This window comes from Chryseobacterium sp. WG14 (genome assembly GCF_024586945.1).
Taxonomy (GTDB): Bacteria; Bacteroidota; Bacteroidia; order Flavobacteriales; family Weeksellaceae; genus Chryseobacterium.
Map to the genome: position 1 here is coordinate 163,458 of NZ_JALCZD010000004.1, position 20,277 is coordinate 183,734.

Consider the following 20,277-nt stretch of genomic DNA (forward strand, 5'->3'; position numbering starts at 1 on the left):
TAACTTACAGTCCAATAAATTACCGTTTTATGGAATTACTCCTTCCTTACCTGGAGCCGGATGGTTTTAAACAAGGTCTGATTCAGGATTACAGATTTTGTGACAAAGATTTCCTGAACTCTACTGTTCTGGAGATGCCCGAGGATTTGGGAAGCGGGAAGCTCATTCTTTTCAGCAAGAGAAATTTTCACTTTTTCCGGGGGAAATGGAATTTTCATGAAGAAACTATTTTCCACTCTCCACATAAAGTCGGCGACAACGGAATGATGGATTTCCGGATCAACAAAGAAGGGAAAATCAGCAGCAATTTTATTAATGATGAAAAAAAGTTTGAACACAATACCACCGATATTGATGGCGTGAGAATTTTTGTTCCGAAAAACCTTTTTTCAAAAGATAACGGACTGTTGAAAGAAAAGCTGGAAAATGCACAACGCAATTATCTGAGCCAGGAAAAACTGAAAACTATTTTCGATACTCCGTTTGATGATGCATCCTGCAGCATTATTCTTGAAAGCAGAATGCTGGAATTCTTAAGCTACTGGATTCATTATCTTCTTTCTGATGAGAAGACTTTTGAACACAAAAAAGCATTTGAAGACAAAATAAAGCTCGCGAAAGATTTTGTGGACACCAATGCATTCCAAAGTCTGGCCATCAGGGAAATCAGCCGTTACTGCGGGCTCAACAGCAGTGATCTTAAAAAAGGATTTAAAGATTATACCCAGCTGCCTATCCATCAATACATCATTAAAACCAGAATGGAAACAGCCCGATCTATGCTTCTGGAAACCGAAAAGTCGGTAGGAGAGATCAGTGATTTTATTGGGTATAATAATCGTGGGCATTTTTCTCAGCTTTATCTCCGTCATTTCGGAAAACTTCCTTCCGAAGAACGTCAGTAAAACTTAAACACTTTCCGGATGGATGTTGTAAATGTTGTCTATTTCGGCGTTTACAAGAGGTTGTATTTTTATACACTTCGAAAAAATTTCTTTTCCGTATCACAGAATTTCCTTTTCGTATCACCACGTGTTCAGCATATCATTAATTTGGAGTTAAGATTAGTTCATATGAAATATCCTTTAGCTAAGGCCCTTTTCATATCAACATTAACTTAATATGAACAAAACTATGCTGAACTTATCAATTTTAGTGGAAGAAAGTGCAAGAAGTAACCCCAAAAGACCAGCCCTAAGCCTTGGAGACACTACCATCAATTATAGAATCTTTCATGAGAAAGTCTGTCAGGCAGCCAATGCATTTACAAAAGCAGGAATAGGTTATGGTGACAAGATCGCTTTGCTTTGCCCCAATATTCCTCAATTTCCGATTATTTTTTTTGCCATATTAAAAACCGGAGCAACAGTTGTACCCTTTAGTATTTTTCTTAAACCTGAAGAGATTGCTTATCAGCTTTCCGATTCCGACAGTAAACTGTTTTTGTGTTTTGCCGGAACTCCGGAAATGCCTGTAGGGAAATTCGGAAAAGAAGGCTTTGGCCAATGCGAAACTTGCAAAGATTTTATCAGCATAGGGCATTTGGCAGAAGATATCGGGAATTTTGATGATTTCATTAAAGATGAAGAAACCTATTTTGAATCTTACATTACCTCAGCAGAAGATACAGCAGTTATCATTTATACTTCGGGAACTACAGGAAAGCCCAAAGGAGCAGAGCTTTCACATATTAACCTTTTTACCAATGCAGAAGCCAGTACCACCATAGTTGCGGCGGCTGAATTTGAAACGCAGCTTGTTGTTTTGCCATTATTTCACATCTTTGGCTTAACGGTGATGATGCTTGCAGGAATCCGGAAGTCACTTCATCTTATTCTGCTTCCAAAATTTAATGCCCAGACAGTTTACCAGCTCATTACCCGCTTTGATATCGGAATTTTTGCGGGCGTGCCTTCCATGTATTGGGCGCTTCTGAATGAAGAGAATACTGAAGAGAATACCAATAGTATTAAAAAACTGAGAATCTGCATTTCCGGGGGAGCTTCTCTTCCTGTAAAAATTATTGATGAATTTGAAACCCGTTTCGGAGTTCCCATTATTGAAGGCTATGGAATGTCCGAAGGTTCTCCTGTGGTGACATTCAACCAGCTGACTGTGGGAAGAAAACCCGGTTCTATCGGAACTCCTATTTGGGGAGTTGAGGTAAAGATTGTAGATGACCAGTGCAATGAACTTCCGGTTGGGGAAAAAGGAGAGTTGATCTATCGTGGTCCCAACGTGATGAAAGCCTATTATAAAAGACGTGAAGAAACTGACGAAGTTCTGAAAAACGGATGGATGTTTTCCGGAGATATTGCTGTAAAGGATGAAGACGGCTTTTTCTTCATTGTTGACCGTAAAAAGGAAATGATTATCCGGGGAGGAATGAATGTTTATCCCCGTGAAGTGGAGGAAGTGATGATGAGAAATCCTGATATTTCTATGGTCGCCATTATCGGTATTGATGATGAAAAACTGGGTGAAGAAATTAAAGCTTTTGTGGTGAAAACAAAAGAAAGCAACGCTTCAGAAGAAGATATCAGGCTATGGATAAGAGAAAGGATTGCCAAGTATAAATACCCGAGAATTATAGAATTTATAGACGAAATGCCATTAAGTGGCACAGGAAAAATACTTAAAAAGAATTTAAAAAAACAACTGAAATGAATTATTTTAAAATCGCTGCTCTGTCCATTGGATTATTGACAGTAAGCTGCTCAACACAAAACGTAAAAAGTGCCAAAACTGCTTCTGTAAACCAAAAAGAAGAAAAGCTTACCGACATACAATATGGAACACACGAAAAGAACATAATGGATGTTTATCTTCCTGCCGATAGAAGCCCTAACACAGCATTTCTCATTAGCATCCACGGTGGTGCCTGGACAATGGGTGACCGAAAAGACGATGTTAAATTTGTAGAATATCTTCTTTCACAGGGGATCGCTGTTGCCAATATCAATTATCGGTACGTCAATCTTACAGACACACATCTTCCTGAAATTCTGGATGATATTGACCATGCTGTAAAATACCTTTCTTCACATGCCCGGGAATGGAATACCAGGAAAAACGGGTTTTCAATTTCCGGAGGAAGCTCCGGTGCCCATGTTTCCCTGATGTATGCCTACACAAAAAATACTCAGATCAAAACCATCATAGAGATGTGTGGGCCTGTAGATTTTACAGATGTTCAGACGTTACAGTACGTGAAAGCCGCTAACCTTTTGGGGGTTCTGGATAAAATGTCTGGAAATAAGGTGGTCTGGAATCCTGGTGATGCTATCCCGGATGCTTATACTAAAACAAGCCCTGTAAAATTTATAAACCAGATTCCCACATTGATTATTCATGGGGATAAAGATGAGGTAGTTCCCATCCAGCAAGGTTATATTCTGGAAAATGCGCTTAAAGCAAAAGGCGTTCAGTATAAAATGGTAGTCGTTCCCGGAGCTGGCCATCTTATTACAAAATTACCGGAAAATGAGCAGATTGTATTCGCCAACGTGGCTGAATGGCTTAAAAAAAATGGCACAAATTAACGATTAAAGTATATGAAGACTCAATTTTTACATACAAAAATTACGGTAGCCATACTTTTTCTGACAGCATCTTCTAGTATGATGGCCCAGAAAAAAGAAGCTGATACCCTAAAAACAAAAGATATTGATGAGGTGATCATGACTGGGGTATTTGATAAAAGAACAAGAATGAATGCCCCCATTGCGATCTCTGTTTTGAAAAGTGATGTCATTGATAAACAGGTTCCGGTGAGTGCTGCAGATCTGCTGAAAAATGTTCCCGGAGTATATGTTAATTCGTCATTGGGAGAGATCAGAAACAATGTAAGCTCAAGAGGGATCAGCGCGGGCTCCTCAGATGGTACGTTTGCTTATGAATATATATCTATGCAGGAAGATGGTTTGCCGGTAACCAATACCACCTATTATAATTATGGACCGGACTTTTTTCTAAGAGCTGATGCCACTATTTCTCAGATTGATGCCGTGAGAGGAGGCCCTGCTTCTATTACTGCTGCCAATGCGCCAGGTGGAATTTTCAATTATATATCAAAAACGGGCGGAAGTAAATTTGGAGGAGAAATCCGTGCCAAATATGGTGTTCAGGGAGCAGATAATTCAGGGTATCATAGACTTGACATCAACTTTGGAGGACCTTTGGGAAAGAACTGGTTCTTTAATATTGGTGGATTTTACCGGTATGATTTGGGTGCCAGATATGCCGGATATCCATTTAATAATGGGGGGCAGGTAAAGGCGAATATTGTAAAAAAATACAATAAAGGAAGTTTGAAAGTATTTGTAAAGTATCTTGACGACAAAAATGGCTATGCACAATTGGTTCCTACAAGAAATTATACGAGCCCTGAGCCGGCAGAAGGGTTCAGCAGCAGTTCATCCCTGCTGATTCCGAAGTTACAGTATAATTCTCCGGATTTTATTCATGGAGGGAATATAGATTATAATTCAGGCCGCCTGGTCAACAGCAAATACAGGTCTGTAGGATTAAACTGGGATCATAACCTGGGAAATGACTGGAAATTGTTCTTGGCAGGCAAGTATTCTGATAATGACGTGGTACAGAACAGCGTAGGGAATTCTTTTCTTACATCGCTGGATGATATGACCTCGTATTTTTTGGTCGGCGGACTGGGAGTGGGAACCTATTCTTTTAAAGATGCCCTCACAGGACAGGAGCTTGCCAGTGTTAATTCTACGCTGGGAGCTGGAGGATTACCTGTTTATCAGATCACGAAGAATCAATTGCCGGGTCAGTCTATTCAGAATAATTCATTTGTAATGTCATCGCTTAATTTTTATGAAAATAAGGTAAAGGAATCTATGAATCAGCTGACCATCAATAAAAAATGGAATACCATGAATTTCTCATTTGGCGGCTATTATGGTTACTCGGATGTATGGCGTTTTTCCGGAATCAATGGAATAGGACTTACGACTTTAGAGAATCGACCAAGAATGATAACCTTAAGTTTAACGGGAGTTACCACGTTAGATTTTACAAAACCCGGTGTTTATCAACTGACGAATAATGAAGGTTTTGCACAGGCGGCCGGGAGCACGGGAGATTTGTTGGAACTCAAAGCTAAACAGCAGCAGGGAGCTGTATTTTTCGGGCATACCTGGGATATTACAGATCACCTGACATTGGATTGGGGAGTACGGTATGAAAAGGTATGGATCAAAGGGGATAACACCCGGACGTATCTGTTTTCGGACAAAAACGGAGGTACGGATGGCAACATTTATACCGTATACAATAATAACGTCCTGACAAAGCTTACCAATGTTGTCTACAGCAGACAGCTGGAAAACTTTTCCTATTCAGCAGCACTGAACTATAAATTCAATAATAATGTTGCCGTATATGCAAGATATTCTAAAGGCAGCAAGTCTCCGGATCTCGATATATTCTTTGCGGCCAACAGACCGGAAACCATTGGCTTACTTGATCCGCAATCGAGAAAAACACAACAGGTGGAAATGGGATTTAAGACTAAAACAACCTATTTTGATGCTTTTATAACTCCATTTTACAGTTTGCTGAGCAATGTGCCTTACAGCTTTATGGCCGATGACGGAAAAGGCGGGTTCTATACAACTCCATCATTATACAATAAAAATGAAACATTTGGAATTGAACTGGAAACCAATATCAGGCCATCCGACAATTTCAGTATCAGGGCGGTGCTTACAGTACAGGATCCGAAAGTGAAGCAAGGGTATTTATGGAATTTAGGAAGTGCACCCGGCCCATCAGATGATACTGTATTTTCATATTCAGGAACTACAATTGCGTATACTCCAAAAATTATGGCCAATATAAGTCCTAATTTGAAAATTGGTAAAGCATTTGGATTTGTAACCTGGAATTATATGGGAAAAAGAGAGGGTAGCAATACCAATGTCTATAAATTACCGGGATTTTCACAGTTTGATCTGGGAATAGGATATAACGTAAATGAGCATCTCAGCATGCTGGTTAATGTGAACAATGTATTTAACAAATATGGCGTGATGAGCTACCAAAGACCGGGAACTCTTCAGCAGCAGCTTGCCGGCTTTGAAAACTTCACCCAGGCTGAATATGCTTCTGCAGTTGCCGGCAATACTCCTTATTTCACGATTGCAATTCCACCGACTTCCGGATATCTTACAGTAACCTATAAATTTTAATACAATGAAAAAGTTTTTAAATATATTCTTTGCAGTTTTACTCTTCATCATTCTGTTATTGTTGGTTATTCCCATGATTTCGGTGTACCTGAAGGCACCCATGCTTCTGAGCGGGTATAGCAGTTCGTTCACCATACAGTTCAATTCACAGTTTGTTATTTTGAGTCTGGTATTCCTGTGTATCTCTTTCCTTTTTTATAGATATGGAAAATACTGGCGAAACTTATTGAAAATTAATCTGGTTCTTTCAGTACTGTTTTTTGCGGCTCAGATTTACTTCACCATAGTTATGTTTTCTACGGCTAAAAAATACAATACCCAGGTTTCATTTTCTCAGGGATTGAAAAGTTCTGAAGAACCGGTAAAACCTACGGAAACTTATTCTTATCTTAGTATTTATAATGAAGAACAGCATATAGATGTTTTCCGCCCTGACACAAAATCTTCTACACCTGCCATTCCGGTTATTTTGGTGCATGGTGGTGCTTTTATCGAAGGAAACAGAACCCAGGTTGGGTATGCTGCCAATTGGTTTAAAGACCATGGATACACGGTTTTCTCCATAGATTATCCTTTAGGAAAGAACGATCGGCACAATTGGGAATCTGCGGTTAATTCAGTCGTGACTTCGATGGGGTTTGTTATGAAAAATTCAAAAAAATTCAATGTTGATCCGAACAAAATAGTTTTGGTAGGCGGTTCTGCGGGAGCAGCTTTGGTAATGCAGGCAGATTTAGGAGTAAGGAAAGGTTTTGCTCAATCTTATGATTCACCTCAGCCTCCGCTTCCGGCGGCTGTTATTGCTATTTATCCACCAGTTAGCCTATCGGAACTCTGGCAGAAAATAGATGAGAAAAAAAATATCGACCTGAAAGATGCAGCCAGAAAATACCTTGGAGGATCACCCACTGAATTTCCACAGCGGTATGCCCAGCTGAACTTAATAGACCAGCTTTCCGAAGGGATTTCACCCACATTTATTATTGCCGGTGAGATCGATCATGTCGTCAATGTAGAAGCGACAAGAAAATTTGTGAAAAAAGCAGAAGATCTGAAACTTCCTGTTTCCTATGTTGAAATTCCTTACGGTGAACACGTCTTTGACGCAAATTCCAATGCTATTGCCGGACAGATTGAATGGAATAAAATAGGGGAGTTTTTAAAGAAGAATCACCTCAAAAACTGATGAGATTATGCTATCTCATTAGAAGTTTATTTGGGTGTTGGAAATGGATGATTTCCATGTGATGAAAAAATCCTGTAATTCCTGAAAATTACAGGATTTAATTGTTTTTCAAGCATTTTTAATGAGCCTGTTGATCTTAACAGGAATACCGTATATAAATTAATTAATGAACGCCAAAAGCTCTTTATTTTAATCGTAGATTTGTTTATTAGATTTATTGTGAATTTATTTTATACATGAACAGAGAATAAATATGAACATACTATTTATCAAAAATATGGTCTGCAACCGTTGTATTATAGTCGTGCAGAATGAAATGAAGAAACTTGGATTAAAGTTGGAAAATATTAAACTGGGTGAAGTTACTCTTGAAAAAGAGCTGTCTTCCAGTGAAAAAGATGCTTTGGAAAGTGCTTTGGTACCTTTAGGTTTTCAAGTGATCGATGATAAAAAAGGTAGGATAATAGAGCAAATAAAGAATGTAATTATTGATCTGGTACATTATAAAGATAATGATACAAAAGCCAATCTATCTGATATATTAAGTAAAAAACTAAACCATGACTACAATTACCTTTCCAATCTGTTTTCAGAGGTCGAAAGTACTACAATAGAGAAATATTTTATTGCTCAAAAGGTTGAAAAAGTAAAAGAACTTCTGGTTTATGATGAGCTGTCTTTAAGCGAAATTGCATACCGGTTAAACTATTCTAGTGTGGCCTATTTAAGCAACCAGTTCAAAAAAGTAACCGGACTTACCCCCAGCTATTTCAAACAAATCAAGGAAGAAAAGAGAAAACCGTTGGACAAGGTGTAAGTAAATATTACAAATCAATTCTATAATTCCACAATAACTGTTCTCCATATTGTCGCCAATTTTGTATTGTAAATAAATCAATCGAAATTATGGCTACAAATAACAATAGAGAAACGGTTTACATTCCATTAGAAGACGTAGAAAGTGAACATTGTGCGTTAATTGTTGAAAAAGGATTAGCACAGGTAAATGGTGTAGAAAGTCACAAAGTGGAAATAAATAACCGCAGAGCGGGCATTACTGTTACAGATAATGAAACAGTTGGTAAAGCCGTTACAGCTATTAAAAACTTGGGTTACGGTGTTCCAACGGTAAAAAACACCTTTCCGGTTTTGGGAATGACCTGTGCTTCTTGTGCCGGAAGTGCAGAAAGTATCGTAAAGTATGAGCCAGGTGTGATCGGCGCTTCTGTCAACTATGCAACCGGAAATCTTACCGTAGAGTATCTTCCCAATATGACAGATGCTTCCAAACTGCAAAAAGCGGTACAAGGTGTTGGTTATGACTTGCTTATCGTTGAAGAAACAAAGCAGCAGGAATCCCTGGAGACCATCCACGCAGAGAAATTCAAAAAATTAAAATACAAAACTATTTGGGCTGTTATCCTCTCCATACCTGTAGTAACAATTGGTATGTTTTTTATGGATATGCCTTACGGTAACGAAATTATGTGGCTCTTTTCCACTCCTGTGGTCCTTTGGCTGGGTAAAGATTTTTTTATCAATGCATGGAAACAGGCCAGACACCGTTCTGCCAATATGGATACTTTAGTAGCATTGAGTACAGGTATTGCTTACATTTTTAGTGTATTTAATATGCTTTTTATGGATTTCTGGCATCAGAGAGGTTTACATGCACATGTATATTTTGAAGCTGCTGCAGTTGTTATTGCCTTTATTCTTTTAGGAAAATTATTAGAAGAAAAAGCCAAAGGAAACACCTCTACTGCCATTAAAAAACTGATGGGCCTGCAACCAAAAACTGTGATGGTAATAACACAGGACGGAACCGAAAAACTAACTGCCATTGAAGACGTACATGAAGGTGATGTACTATTGGTAAAGCCAGGCGAAAAAATTGCAGTGGATGGAATGGTTACTTCTGGTAATTCGTATGTAGATGAGAGTATGCTGAGCGGAGAGCCTGTACCTGTACTGAAACAAGACGGTGAAAAAGTTTTTGCCGGAACAATAAACCAGAAAGGAAGCTTTCGGTTCAAGGCGGTGAAAGTTGGCAAAGAAACCATGCTGGCCCAAATCATTAAAATGGTGCAAGATGCACAAGGTAGTAAAGCTCCCGTTCAAAAATTGGTTGATAAAATTGCAGGCATCTTCGTTCCGGTGGTGATTAGCATTGCTATTCTCACATTTATTTTGTGGTTTATTTTAGGGGGTGATAACGGTGTAGTACAGGGGTTGCTGGCAGCCGTAACGGTATTGGTTATTGCATGTCCCTGTGCATTGGGATTAGCTACTCCTACGGCTATAATGGTAGGCGTCGGTAAAGGGGCTGAAAACGGTATTTTAATAAAAGATGCCGAAAGCCTGGAATTAGCTAAAAAAGTGAATGCTATTGTTTTAGACAAAACAGGAACAATAACAGAAGGAAGACCGCAGGTAACAGGCATTGAATGGCTGAACAATAATGATACAACAAAAAATATTTTACTGAGCATTGAAAAACAATCAGAGCACCCATTGGCGGAAGCCGTGGTGAAACATTTGGAAGGAGTTGATACCACAACACTATCAATGTTCGATAGTATTACAGGTAAAGGGGCTAAAGCAGATTTCAATGGTGAAACATATTTTGTAGGTAATAAAAAACTACTCACAGAAAACAACATTAGTATTGCTGACCAATTACAACAGCAGGCTGATGAATGGGGAAAAAAATCCAAAACGGTAATTTGGTTTGGAAACAGCACGCACGCACTTTCTGTTATCGCTATTTCCGATAAAATTAAAGAGACATCCGTTCAGGCAATTAAAGAAATGCAGGAAATGGGAATTGAATTGTATATGCTTACTGGCGACAATGAAGCAACAGCAGAAGCGATTGCTGAACAAACAGGAATTAAACATTATCAAGCCGAAGTATTGCCACAGCATAAAGCCGATTTTGTAAAAAAATTACAGCAGCAAGGCAAAGTAGTAGCAATGGTGGGTGACGGAATTAATGACAGTACCGCATTGGCAACAGCCGATGTAAGTATTGCCATGGGTAAAGGGAGTGACATTGCTATGGACGTAGCCAAGATGACGATTATTTCGTCAGACCTTACCAAAATACCTCAGGCCATACGCCTGTCTAAACAAACTGTGGCCACCATTCAGCAAAACCTCTTTTGGGCTTTTATCTACAACCTGATTGGTATTCCTTTAGCTGCCGGAATATTGTTTCCGATCAACGGCTTTCTGTTAAACCCAATGATAGCTGGAGCTGCAATGGCCTTGAGTAGCGTAAGTGTAGTAAGTAACAGTTTAAGATTGAAATGGATGAAATAAACCAGTAAATATCACAAATCAAAAAGGGAATAGCGTAAAAAATAAAAGCAGAAAAATAAAGAAATTTGTAATACAAAAATTTATTTAAAATGAAAAATGTAGAATTGAACATACCTGGTATGCAGAGTGCACATTGCCAGACAAGGGTAAGTGACGCAATTAAAAATATAGATGGCGTAAAAGTTGAAAAGCTGGAGTCCACGAAATTATCCGCTTCTGTTGAAAGCGAGGAAATAAAAGAAGAACTGGTGGAAACTATTAAAAGAGCAGGCTACAAAGTAGAGGGCTATGACAGCGAAAAAGAGTCAGGTTCTTCAGCCAGTTGCTGCTCTAACTAGGAGTTTTAAGTTGATTTCAGGGATGATGCATCATACATTGGTCCCTGAAATTTTAAATACAGACTTATATTGCTTTAGAATTTAACGTCAATACTTAAAGCGGAAGTTATGTTATCAAAAAAATCATCCAATGACCGTTTAGAACTATTTAGCAAAGTTAAAAGCATTGCGGACCATATTATTCAGACCCGATTGGATACCGGTAATACTTTAGTTTTTGCTAAACAGATTGCCAGCGAATTGAAAGTAGATTACAACGTATTTGATAACCTGTTTTTATCTGAATATGGAATCACACTCGAAAGAGTTTATGTAATGCGGGTAGTAGAAAAAGTGAAAGAACTGTTGGTCTATACAGAACAGTCATTGAAGCAGATTGCAGGTGCATTGGGATATAATAATCCTTCTTCGCTGTCTGATATACTAAAATACAACACGGGATTTACACCCACCTATTTCAAACAAATAAGAAAAAATAAGCTGGAAATTATCAGGAAACAGCAAACTGAACAGAACGGAAATTGATGATCATTTTTGTATCATCCATGATCAACTGTTTGGCAGGTTTCGTAAATCAAATACGGCATATCATAACATTTTATTACCGCTAAAAACAGACTTTTGATTCCTTAACGTCAGGAATACTAAATATCTTTTTAAATCTATGAAATTATTAATTAAAGGCATGGTATGCGACAGGTGTATTTATGTACTTTCTGAAGAATTCCCAAAGCTTGGTGTGGAAATTTCTGATATTCGGTTAGGTGAGGTAATTCTAAAAGAAACGGATGAAATTACCATGGAAGAAGAAGTTATCAGAGTTATGCTCCAAAAGAACGGATTCGATCTGTTATACAGCAAAGATCAAAAGATTATAGAGTTGATTAAAAGTGCTGTTGAAAATGGCATACAGAAACAACTGGACACTGGTGCTGCCGTTAAATTTTCGGCATTTATCAGTAACGAATTGCATAAAGAGTATGATTCGCTGAGTGCCTTATTTTCATCTTTGGAAGGGTATACCCTCGAAAAATTTATCATTTCAAAGAAGATAGAAAAAGTAGAAGAGCTTTTAGTCTATACAGATCAGTCGCTGTCAGATATTGCTTACGCCTTGGGCTATGGCAGCCCGGCCTACCTGTCCAATCAGTTAAAAAAATATACAGGCTTTACTTCCAGCCACTATAAAAAAATAAGATATGATGGCGAACATAATTAATCATTCATAATACCTCTTATTCATTGTCATTAGACAAATTTTATAAAGTTATTTAAATAAAATCATCTTGCAGAACCCGTTCGTTATATGAGCAGGGTTTTCTGTTTTTAATAGGGTAGCCCCAAACATGATAATTGCCAACACGAATGTATGGTGATCTTTTATCATTCCTGAACCCGTAACTATTTAAAGCCGGAAATAGCAAAGCGTAAATCTTACAACTCTTACCTGTAATAGTCTGAAAACTGCGGCAGCCACGGCCTGTACCTTTGCTCTTAAGTTTTAATCGTCTGTTACATCATTAAACACAAGACCATGTTATACAAATCTAAAATACAAAAGGTAGGGATTTTAATTCCGTTATTGGGCATTTTACTGACTGCCTGTGAGAACAAGTCGGAAAAGGTTTCGACAGAAAAGGCAACAGCAAACGCAGATGCCGCCAAATTGCCGGTAGACATTATTGTAGCACAGGAAAAGCTGCTCAATCACGAAGAAGCTGTAGTGGGGACGATGCTGCCTTACAGGGAGGTTTCCATCGTTAGTGAAATCCCCCAAAAGATAACTAAAGTAGCCTTTAAAGATGGCGGCTACGTTAGCCAGGGTGCCGTACTTTATACACTGAATGATGCCGATATCAAATCCCGTTTAAAACAAATTGGTGCTGAATTGGAATTGGCAAAACTCAACAAAGAACGGATGAGCAATCTCTTGAAAACCGAAACCGTAAGACAGCAGGAATACGATGACGCATTGATGCGTTTCCGCTCCTTAGTGGCGCAACAGGATTTGCTTCGTGTTGAACTCGCCAAAACAGTAATACGTGCGCCATTTTCAGGGAAAATAGGTATTTCAAAGGTATTTCTGGGTGCTTATGTTACGCCTGGTGCTGAACTCGTAAAGCTGCAGGATCAAGGCAGTATCAAAATTAATTTTTCAGTTCCGGAAAAATACCTGCCTTTGATCCAGACTGGGAATAAAGTCAGATTTACTTCGGAGCTGTCAGACCAGGAGTATGTAGCAACCATCAGTGCTACTGAACCAAATCTTGATGCACAAGGCAGGAGTCTGCAGGTACAGGCCACAACCAATAATGCTCACGGGCATTTTCGGGCAGGACTTTCAGCAAAAGTTTATTTCCTTGCTAGTGAGAAAGGCGCAAAAGGGATTTTGGTTCTCACTGAAGCACTTGCACCTGGCGCAAAAGGGTATACTGTTTTTATCATTAAAAATGGCGTGGCAAAACCCACCGAAGTAACCATAAGTAACAGGACAGAAACCGATGCAGTTATTACCTCTGGTATTGCAGCTGGTGATAGTATCATTGTTTCAAATATGCTACGCTTAGGAGATGGTACTCCCGTAAAAGCCATTTTGTCCAAATAATTTATTTCAAATCTTAGCATTATGAGTATATCATCTTTAAGTATAAAAAAACCGGTTTTGGCCGGTGTGTTTTCACTCCTGCTCATTATTTTGGGAATAGTAGGATGGAAACAATTAGGGGTTCGCGAATTTCCGTTAACAGAACCGCCCGTAATTTCGGTCATTACGTTTTATCCTGGTGCAAGCCCGGATGTAATTGCATCGAAGCTTACCCGGCCAATGGAAGAATCTATTGCCGAAGCCAATGGAATACGTACCATTTCTTCTGAATCCAGGGAACAGGTAAGTATTATTTCGGTAGAATTTAACCGTGAAGTGGATCTTGAAGATGCACTGAATGATGTGAGAGACAAAGTTGCCAAATCCCGTAAGCAACTCCCTACCGATGTAGATCCACCCATTGTACAAAAGGCGTCTTCGCCAGACAATCTGGTAGCATTTCTTGAGGTGGAAAGTGACACCAAAGACATAAAAGAAGTAAGCCACCTTGCTTCTACGGTCATCAAAGACAAAATGCAGTCTATTCCGGGAATCAGTAATGTAGCCATTGTGGGCGAACACAAATACGCCATGCGTCTTCGCTTTGACCCCGCAAAACTTGCCTCTTACCAACTTACACCTGCAGATATTCGCAAAGCTTTGATGAGGGAGAACATTGATTTACCTGCGGGCCGGATAGAGGGAAGCAACAGTGAACTGAGCATCCGTACGATGGGCCGACTTACTTCGGTAAAAGATTTTGAAGAAATGCTCATCAGGCAGGTGGGCAGTACGGTAATTCGCCTCAAAGATATTGGCTCTGCCGAATTGGGGGAAGAAAACGAGCGTACGGCAATCATTAACGAAACAGGAAACCTAAACCGTATTGGCATTGGGGTGGCCATCCAGATACAGCGTGGTGCGAATGCCATCGAAGTGGTGGATGAGTTTTATAAGCGGTTGGAACAGCTGCGAAAAGAAGTTCCGTCTGAATACCGTTTGATAGTTGGCTTCGACTATACCAGTTCTGTACGGGAATCTATCAAAGAGGTAGAAGAAACCCTGTTTATCGCTTTCGGACTGGTGGTATTGATTATCTTTCTATTCCTTAGGGATTGGCGGTCAACCATCATTCCGGTATTAGCTATTCCGGTATCCATCATATCCGCATTTTTTATTATGTATGTAGCGGGTTTTTCCATCAATATTTTAACGCTGTTGGGATTAGTGCTTGCGATTGGATTGGTGGTAGATGATGCCATCGTTGTACTTGAAAATATTTATAAAAAGATAGAAGAAGGTATGACACCCATACAGGCTGCATTTAAAGGTTCGAAAGAAATTTATTTTGCAGTTGTTTCCACCACCATTACGTTGGCAGCCGTTTTTCTTCCGATTGTTTTCATGGGTGGAATAAGTGGGCAGCTTTTCAAAGAGTTTGCCATTGTAGTATCAGGCTCGGTAATGATTTCAGCTTTTGTGGCATTGACACTGACACCAATGTTGAGTGCTTATTTTTTAAAGAAAAAAGTAAAGCCAAGTTGGTTTTATCAGGTTACTGAACCCTTTTTTGTGCGTTTAAATAATGGATATGCCCGTTTGCTTACCACGTTTATGAAAGCCAGGTGGTTGGCCTGGATATTCTTAATAGGGACCACTGCACTCATTTATTTTGTAGGCAAAGAGCTTCCTTCAGAACTGGCGCCTGTCGAAGACCGCTCAAACATGAACCTCATAGCCGTTGCCCCGGAAGGTGTTTCTTTCGACTACATGAAAAAGCACATGACTGAAGTTGGTAAATATGTGAACGACTCTACCAACGGGCTGTATCAAACCTATTCGATGGTCGCAATTTCCTTCATCCCCGCGCCTGCACCTGTGAATGTGGCGGTACAAAGTATCTATCTCAAAGATCCTAAAGAAAGAAAGCACAGTGTCCAGGACCTGTACAATCAGTATGGAGCTGCATCAGGGCAATTCAGAGGGTTTCTTTTATTCCCTTATCTGCCGCCAACTATCGGGAGCCGATATGGTGGGGGTATGCCGATACAGTTTGTATTGCAATCGCAAAACCTCGACAGTCTGACGGCAGTGCTTCCAAAATTCCTGGCAGCGGCACGTCAAAGTAAAAAACTGATGTTTATAGATGCCGATTTAAAGATTAATAAACCGGAAGTAAAAATAAATATAGATCGTCAGAAAGCTGCCTTAATGGGTGTATCTATGGAAGAAGTAGCGCATACTTTGCAACTCTCTTTCTCCGGGCAGCGTTATGGATATTTCTTGAGGGACGACCGTCAATATGAAGTGATTGGACAATTAGATAAAGCACATAGAAATGATAAAAGTGACCTGAGTGCAATCTACGTCCGTTCGGCAACAGGCGAAATGATCCCATTGAGCAACCTGATCACCACAGAAGAAGCTGTAAGTCCTGCTGCCATTTACCGGTACGATCAATATACTTCTGCTACCGTATCAGCTGCAATGGCACCGGGAGTGAGCCTTGCTGAAGGAATACAGGAAATCGAAAGAATAAAGAAAGAAGTTTTGGGAGAAACTTTCAAAGCATCTTTAGCTGGCCAATCGAGGGATTATACAGAGAGCCAGGGCAACATCACCTTTACGCTTATTTTAGCATTGATACTTATCTATATGATTTTGGCAGCTCAGTTTGGAAACTTACGTGATCCGCTTACCATTATGCTTACCGTACCAATGGCTATAACCGGAGCTATTCTCAGCCTCTCATGGTTTGGTCAGAGTTTAAATGTATTCAGCCAAATTGGAATAATTACCCTGATAGGATTAATTACCAAAAACGGAATTCTGATTGTTGAATTTGCCAACCATCTTAAAAACACAGGACTTTCAAAACGGGAAGCAGCTATACAGGCCGCCGAGCAGCGTTTCCGTCCTATTTTAATGACGTCACTGGCGATGATATTCGGAGCATTGCCCATTGCGCTTACGCTTAACAGCCGTCAGTCATTAGGTATTGTGATTGTAGGAGGATTAGCATTCTCTGGAATACTAACCTTGTTTATCATCCCGGCTGTATATTCTTACTTATCAAGCAAAAAAGTGGAGAAAGTAGTTGTAGAAGAAGATACCGAAGAAGAGAGCAGATCAGCTGAAGTGTTATGATTCCAAATCTCAAAATAAGTAAAAAAATGAAAAAAAATATCTCATATATAGGTACAATACTGCTATTGATAAGCAGCGTAAATATACTGTATGCACAGAAGAGAACGATGTCTCTTACCGATGCTCTGGAAATGGCAAAGCAGGGAAATAAGGCTTTACAGGTACAGGTTTTAGAAGAAATTAATGCTAAAGAAAAAACCCGTGAAACAAAAGGCGCCTTACAGCCTACTATTTCGGCAAACTTTGGCTATTCCTATTATTTTGACAGGCAGGTTATATTTATGCCTGGTTCGTTCGCAGGTACCAGTAAGCCGGTGCAGGACATCGCCGTTGGCGGGAAAAATATTTATAACGGATTGATATCAGTCTATCAACCTGTTTTTACACCTGCTTTACATCATTTAACAAAGGCCTCAAAAATTAATGAAAAAATAGAAAATGAAAAGACGGGTGACCTGAAAAGTAAAGTTGCCCTTCAGGTTTCAACCCGTTATTTGGATATATTGATGATGAATAATCAATTGGGATTACTTGACCAAAGTTTGCAACGCAATTTCAAAGCACTGCAAGATTCGCGGGCCTTATTGGTGCAAGGAAAAGGCTTGAAATCTGATACGTTAAGAAGCTTTATTGCTGTAGAAAATTTGAAATCCTCTATTTCATATTTAAAAAATAACGCTGAGGTTTCAGGCATTGAATTAAAAAGGTTAATCGGACTGGATGACGCATCCGAATTAGAACTGACCGATGTCCTTGAATTGGGTATTGAAGCGGACAAGAGCGAGTTTTATCAAATTGATGAAGCATTCAAAATTGCAGTAGCCAATCGAAAAGACCTGAATATTCAAAAGTTATCTATTGATCTGCAACAAAAAAAATTAAAAGCTACGCAAGCTATGTTGTTGCCACAGCTTTCTCTAATTGGGCAATATCAGGTACAGGCACAGGCAGATGATATGAGATTTGGGGAATATTCTTTACCAAGAACTTCTTTTCTGGGCTTACAAGTGACTGTACCTATTTTTAACGGTTACCGTACCAGATCTCAGATCAGCCAGGAAAAAATTAAAGGCCAGCAAGAAGATATACGGTTAAACGATATAAAAGATAAGGTTAAAACAGAACTAGCAACCATTATAAGCAAATGGAAAGAAGCGAATACACAAATGGATATACAAGAAACAACGGTGCAATCGGCAGAGCTAAATCACCGCATGATGGAAGACCGCTTTAAAAACGGCTTAGGCTCAAGACTTGAATTGACGGATGCCGAATTGGCATTGACACAAGCAAAGATTAACTATCTGAATGCTGTATATAACCTGCGAACGCTCCATATAGAGCTGCAAAATGCACTGGGACTATTAAGCCTGTAACTATTCATCAATATTTTAAAAAATGAAAAAAAACATGGAACAATCAATAAATAAACCTGCAGCATACAGCAAACGCTGGTCGGCACTTTTCTTACTTTGTACTGCACAATTTATAGTAATTATGGATACCTCTATTATTGGGGTGGCTTTGCCGGCAATAAAGGCAGACCTGGGGTATTCGCAAAGTGGCTTGCAATGGATTTTTAATGCTTATGTTATTGCGTTTGGCGGCTTTTTACTACTTGGTGGCCGTTTGTCAGATTTGTTTGGCGCCCGCAAGGTTTTTATGTGGGGTTTTGCCATCCTTTCTGCCGCATCACTGTTGGCAGGTGTAGCTTGGTCAGAAGCAGCACTTAATACCGGAAGGGCTTTGCAGGGCCTGGGTTCTGCATTGATTGCCCCGGCAGCGCTTACTTTAGTGCTGTCCAAATTTACCGACCCGAAAGAACTCAATAAAGCATTAGGTTTTTGGGGTGCTTCTGCAGCAGCAGGTGGCTCTGCAGGTGTTTTCCTTGGTGGAGCTATTACCGAATGGCTTTCCTGGCACTGGGTATTTCTGATCAATATTCCTATAGGACTTGCTGTGCTGTTGTATAGCCGAAGCCTGTTGTTTAAAGGCAGTACCCAAAAAGGGAAAGTGGATGTTACAGGGGCCATTTTGGCAACTGCTGCACTGGTATTCGCAGTATATGGTATTGTGTCGGCTGAAGGTGCAGGATGGAAATCGCTTCAAACCATTGGGCTGTTGGCTTTATCTTTACTATTATTTGTTATATTCTTTGTCATCCAAAAACAGAAAAAGGAACCCCTGGTTCCGCTAACCATTTTCAAAGTGCCCAATCTTTCATCTGGTAATCTGGTCATGGCTTTGTTGGCTGCAGCGTGGATACCTTTATGGTTTTTCCTCAATCTGTACCTACAGCAGATGTTAAATTATTCTGCCTTCAACAGTGGGTTGGCATTACTGCCTATGACGATTGCTATCATGTTTTTGATGGTAGGTGTTACGGGCAAATTGGTAGCTAAATTGGGTTTCAAAACAAATCTTATAGCTGGGCTTGTTGTACTTGCCGCATCACTTCTCCTGTTTAGCACCATTCCTGCTGATGGAACGTTCCTGGTTAATGTATTACCTGCATCTTTGTTGGGAGCATTAGGTATGTCGTTAGCTTATATTCCGGGTACTATTGCTTCTATGTCTGGTGCAAAACCTGAAGAAACAGGGCTTGCTTCAGGATTGGTCAATACGAGTTATCAAGTAGGTTCGGCTTTGGGTCTGGCGATTATTGTTGCTATTTCTGCTGCAAAAACCAATGCTGTTAAAACAGCGGGAGCTCCAGATATGGCAGCGCTGAATGCAGGTTTTCAAACAGCATTTTTCTCGGCTGCTGTTATATGTGTAATTGCTGCAATTATTGCTTTCTTTTCTGTAAAAACACTTAAAAACTAACCAGCTGCATGGAGCGGTTTAGATATGGAAGAACTTATTTCCCAAAATGAAACAGGAATAATAATGATCCCGGATATATCCGGTTTTACAGATTTTGTTATCAATACCAATATATTTATAGGAAAATATATAACTGAAAATCTTCTGAAATCAATCATTGACAGCAATAATCTTTCATTTAAAGTTTCTGAGATCGAGGGAGATGCGGTATTGTTTTATAAATACCGCAAAATACCCTCGTTTGACGATACGCTAGCTCAGATTGTGGTAATGTACAAGAATTTCAAAAAAGAGCTAGGCAGGTTATCATTGGAGCTTACTATGGAAATTTCTTTATCATTGAAAATTATTGTGCACTATGGCTCTTTTACCCAATATACAATTGGCAGGTTTAAAAAACTTTACGGAGCTACCGTTGTAGAAGCTCATCAAATGCTCAAAAACCACATGGCAAAGTTTCCACCGTATGCTTTGTTCTCCGAAGCCTTTTTAAAAGCTAATTTCGAACAGCCTGCTCAGTCTATTATTGAATATGATAACTGCGACAACTGTATTTACCTGGCTAAAATTGGATACATCCATTACCTGTAATCTGAAACCAGGCCTTCAGTATCGTTAGCAGTACAAAATCTGCAATCAGTAAATCTTACAAATCAA

Annotated in this window: 15 protein-coding genes; all 15 read left to right on the forward strand. The window is 39.5% G+C overall.

Annotated features, from left to right (window positions below; genetic code table 11):
* The first annotated feature begins 29 nt into the window (after positions 1-29).
* The 15 genes from MP478_RS08900 to MP478_RS08970 all read left to right on the forward strand — a co-directional run bounded on the left by MP478_RS08900 (position 30) and on the right by MP478_RS08970 (position 20,211).
* Positions 30-905: a helix-turn-helix transcriptional regulator gene (locus tag MP478_RS08900; RefSeq protein ID WP_257191852.1), complete on the forward strand. Its 876-nt coding sequence runs from the start codon at positions 30-32 to the stop codon at positions 903-905.
* A 229-nt stretch (positions 906-1,134) separates the two neighbouring features.
* Entirely contained in the window at positions 1,135-2,667 is a 1,533-nt protein-coding gene (locus MP478_RS08905) for a long-chain fatty acid--CoA ligase (RefSeq protein WP_257200236.1), read from the forward strand.
* Entirely contained in the window at positions 2,664-3,542 is an 879-nt protein-coding gene (locus MP478_RS08910) for a prolyl oligopeptidase family serine peptidase (RefSeq protein ID WP_257200237.1), read from the forward strand. The genes MP478_RS08905 and MP478_RS08910 overlap by 4 nt, the downstream gene beginning before the upstream one ends.
* A gap of 12 nt (positions 3,543-3,554) precedes the next feature.
* Positions 3,555-6,215, forward strand: coding sequence for a TonB-dependent receptor domain-containing protein (locus tag MP478_RS08915; protein WP_257200238.1), 2,661 nt, complete (start codon positions 3,555-3,557; stop codon positions 6,213-6,215).
* 4 nt (positions 6,216-6,219) lie between these two features.
* The gene (locus MP478_RS08920; RefSeq protein ID WP_257200239.1) at positions 6,220-7,401 is read left to right on the forward strand and encodes an alpha/beta hydrolase; all 1,182 of its coding nucleotides are present in this window, start codon (positions 6,220-6,222) and stop codon (positions 7,399-7,401) included.
* A 253-nt stretch (positions 7,402-7,654) separates the two neighbouring features.
* Positions 7,655-8,218: an AraC family transcriptional regulator gene (locus MP478_RS08925; RefSeq protein WP_230036632.1), complete on the forward strand. Its 564-nt coding sequence runs from the start codon at positions 7,655-7,657 to the stop codon at positions 8,216-8,218.
* An 89-nt stretch (positions 8,219-8,307) separates the two neighbouring features.
* Entirely contained in the window at positions 8,308-10,725 is a 2,418-nt protein-coding gene (locus MP478_RS08930) for a heavy metal translocating P-type ATPase (protein ID WP_257200240.1), read from the forward strand.
* An 89-nt stretch (positions 10,726-10,814) separates the two neighbouring features.
* A complete protein-coding gene (locus MP478_RS08935; protein WP_257200241.1) occupies positions 10,815-11,063 on the forward strand; it encodes a heavy-metal-associated domain-containing protein in 249 nt (82 codons plus the stop codon).
* A 108-nt stretch (positions 11,064-11,171) separates the two neighbouring features.
* On the forward strand, positions 11,172-11,588 hold the full coding sequence (locus MP478_RS08940) for an AraC family transcriptional regulator (RefSeq protein ID WP_257200242.1): 417 nt from the start codon (positions 11,172-11,174) through the stop codon (positions 11,586-11,588).
* 139 nt (positions 11,589-11,727) lie between these two features.
* Positions 11,728-12,282 (forward strand): AraC family transcriptional regulator, encoded by a 555-nt coding sequence (locus tag MP478_RS08945; protein WP_257191860.1) that lies wholly within the window; start codon positions 11,728-11,730, stop codon positions 12,280-12,282.
* A gap of 315 nt (positions 12,283-12,597) precedes the next feature.
* Complete coding sequence (locus MP478_RS08950) at positions 12,598-13,668, forward strand: efflux RND transporter periplasmic adaptor subunit (protein ID WP_257200243.1); 1,071 nt, start codon at positions 12,598-12,600, stop codon at positions 13,666-13,668.
* A gap of 21 nt (positions 13,669-13,689) precedes the next feature.
* On the forward strand, positions 13,690-16,794 hold the full coding sequence (locus tag MP478_RS08955; RefSeq protein WP_257200244.1) for an efflux RND transporter permease subunit: 3,105 nt from the start codon (positions 13,690-13,692) through the stop codon (positions 16,792-16,794).
* A 26-nt stretch (positions 16,795-16,820) separates the two neighbouring features.
* Entirely contained in the window at positions 16,821-18,170 is a 1,350-nt protein-coding gene (locus tag MP478_RS08960) for a TolC family protein (RefSeq protein ID WP_257200245.1), read from the forward strand.
* Positions 18,171-18,192: 22 nt separating this feature from the next.
* Positions 18,193-19,620 (forward strand): MFS transporter, encoded by a 1,428-nt coding sequence (locus MP478_RS08965; RefSeq protein WP_257200246.1) that lies wholly within the window; start codon positions 18,193-18,195, stop codon positions 19,618-19,620.
* A 24-nt stretch (positions 19,621-19,644) separates the two neighbouring features.
* The gene (locus MP478_RS08970) at positions 19,645-20,211 is read left to right on the forward strand and encodes a DUF2652 domain-containing protein (RefSeq protein ID WP_257200247.1); all 567 of its coding nucleotides are present in this window, start codon (positions 19,645-19,647) and stop codon (positions 20,209-20,211) included.
* Positions 20,212-20,277: the final 66 nt, after the last annotated feature.

Excerpts from the sequence above, each read along its gene's own strand:
- MP478_RS08900 (WP_257191852.1), top strand. The coding sequence starts at position 30 with ATGGAATTACTCCTTCCTTACCTGGAGCCGGATGGTTTTAAACAAGGT.
- MP478_RS08905 (WP_257200236.1), top strand. The coding sequence starts at position 1,135 with ATGCTGAACTTATCAATTTTAGTGGAAGAAAGTGCAAGAAGTAACCCC.
- MP478_RS08910 (WP_257200237.1), top strand. The coding sequence starts at position 2,664 with ATGAATTATTTTAAAATCGCTGCTCTGTCCATTGGATTATTGACAGTA.
- MP478_RS08915 (WP_257200238.1), top strand. The coding sequence starts at position 3,555 with ATGAAGACTCAATTTTTACATACAAAAATTACGGTAGCCATACTTTTT.
- MP478_RS08920 (WP_257200239.1), top strand. The coding sequence starts at position 6,220 with ATGAAAAAGTTTTTAAATATATTCTTTGCAGTTTTACTCTTCATCATT.
- MP478_RS08925 (WP_230036632.1), top strand. The coding sequence starts at position 7,655 with ATGAACATACTATTTATCAAAAATATGGTCTGCAACCGTTGTATTATA.
- MP478_RS08930 (WP_257200240.1), top strand. The coding sequence starts at position 8,308 with ATGGCTACAAATAACAATAGAGAAACGGTTTACATTCCATTAGAAGAC.
- MP478_RS08935 (WP_257200241.1), top strand. The coding sequence starts at position 10,815 with ATGAAAAATGTAGAATTGAACATACCTGGTATGCAGAGTGCACATTGC.
- MP478_RS08940 (WP_257200242.1), top strand. The coding sequence starts at position 11,172 with ATGTTATCAAAAAAATCATCCAATGACCGTTTAGAACTATTTAGCAAA.
- MP478_RS08945 (WP_257191860.1), top strand. The coding sequence starts at position 11,728 with ATGAAATTATTAATTAAAGGCATGGTATGCGACAGGTGTATTTATGTA.
- MP478_RS08950 (WP_257200243.1), top strand. The coding sequence starts at position 12,598 with ATGTTATACAAATCTAAAATACAAAAGGTAGGGATTTTAATTCCGTTA.
- MP478_RS08955 (WP_257200244.1), top strand. The coding sequence starts at position 13,690 with ATGAGTATATCATCTTTAAGTATAAAAAAACCGGTTTTGGCCGGTGTG.
- MP478_RS08960 (WP_257200245.1), top strand. The coding sequence starts at position 16,821 with ATGAAAAAAAATATCTCATATATAGGTACAATACTGCTATTGATAAGC.
- MP478_RS08965 (WP_257200246.1), top strand. The coding sequence starts at position 18,193 with ATGAAAAAAAACATGGAACAATCAATAAATAAACCTGCAGCATACAGC.
- MP478_RS08970 (WP_257200247.1), top strand. The coding sequence starts at position 19,645 with ATGGAAGAACTTATTTCCCAAAATGAAACAGGAATAATAATGATCCCG.